Here is a 1335-nt window from a genome sequence, read left to right as displayed (position 1 = left end):
TAGGCGTACCGCAAGCGCTCGCGAACCGCTCGAGCGCGTGCTCGATGTCATAGCCATTGTCGTACTCGCTGACGCGTTGCCCACCGAGACCGCCGAGGATGATGGCCCGTTGGCGGGCGAGAACGCCGCTCAACGCCAGCTCATACAGCATCCTTTCGACACGGTAGGCCTGCTCGCCCGTCTCCTCGAGGTAAAGGATGCCGTCGTCGATCGCCGGCATATAAGGCGTACCGATCAGGCTGCAGAGCGCCGATAGGTTTCCACCCCATAACGTGCCCTCGGTATGCAGATCCGTCTGCCCTTCGGGACACGCCCAGGTGATGTCGGTCCGGGGCGACTGCAGGGTTTGCCAGAAGTGACGCCAGGTGTTCTCGCGCAGGTACCCCGCGCCGAAGTCCTGGACCAGCATGGGGCCGAAGAGCGATCCGATCCCGCTGCGCGCATACAGAGCGCACTGGATCACCGTGAAGTCGCCATGGCCGACCATGACGCACGAACTTTCTGAGAACCGGGCCGCCAGGCCCGCGTAATCGAGGTGTTCCAGCAGCGCGATGGCGCCGTAGCCACCGTGAATGGCCATGACCACGTCCGGCAAGGGCCGATCCGGGTCGGCGAGCTGGTTGATATCCGCCGCGCGCTCGGCATCGCTGCCAGCGAAGCGCAGGGACACCCGGTCCACGACGTGAGCGCCGAGAACCGTGTGGCCCGCGGCCTGCAGGCGTTCAATACCTCGCTGGCAGGCGGCGCGATCTTCTGCGTAACCGGAGGGAGCAATAAGACGTATCTCGAATCGTTTCGGCATGACTGGCAGTACGTGACCTGTACTACCAATACCTCTACGAGGCCTCGAAGGCAACCCGAAGTTGTCCGATCCGGGTTCGAGCACCCCTGACTGGGTCTGCGCGGCGTCGTGAATCACAGCATCTCTCCTGATCGGACTCTCACGCCGCGGTTGACGTGGAGATCTCGATTAGAGGAGGTGAACGAGTCTCCCGTTGATCAATTGCGGCAACGGGCTAATCGTAAACGGCACGTCCCTGTGCGGTGATGCTTACCAACCTTCGAATTCTTCGGCCGCCGCCAGATCATCAGCCGGCGCACTGCGAATGAGCGTTTCACGCGGCTGCTCGCCGAACACGCTGCGATACTTCTCAGCGAAGCGCGAGAGGTCCCACATACCGCAGCTGAGCGCGACGGACTTGACCGAACGCCGTCCGGCTTCTGCCGTGACCAGACTGCGATGCGCCGTGCAAAGTCGAAGCATGGCGAGGTACCGGTTCGGCGGAATGCCGAGCAGGTCGTCGAAGGCGTAACGTAAGCCACGTTCGCTGGCTC

Annotated in this window: 2 protein-coding genes; both read right to left on the bottom strand. The window is 63.0% G+C overall.

Annotated elements, in window-relative coordinates; all coding sequences use genetic code 11:
* Positions 1-802 (bottom strand): LD-carboxypeptidase (locus AC1DT2_RS23595; protein WP_477299113.1); only part of this gene is annotated, 802 nt, incomplete at its 3' end.
* Between the two features lie 249 nt (positions 803-1051).
* A partial coding sequence (locus AC1DT2_RS23590; protein WP_477299112.1) for a helix-turn-helix domain-containing protein occupies positions 1052-1335 on the bottom strand: 284 nt, incomplete at its 5' end.

This window comes from Luteibacter sp. P4_E6, from assembly GCF_056401535.1.
The sequence above is the reverse complement of the archived record's forward strand: the minus strand, read 5'-3'. Positions and strand labels throughout refer to the sequence as shown.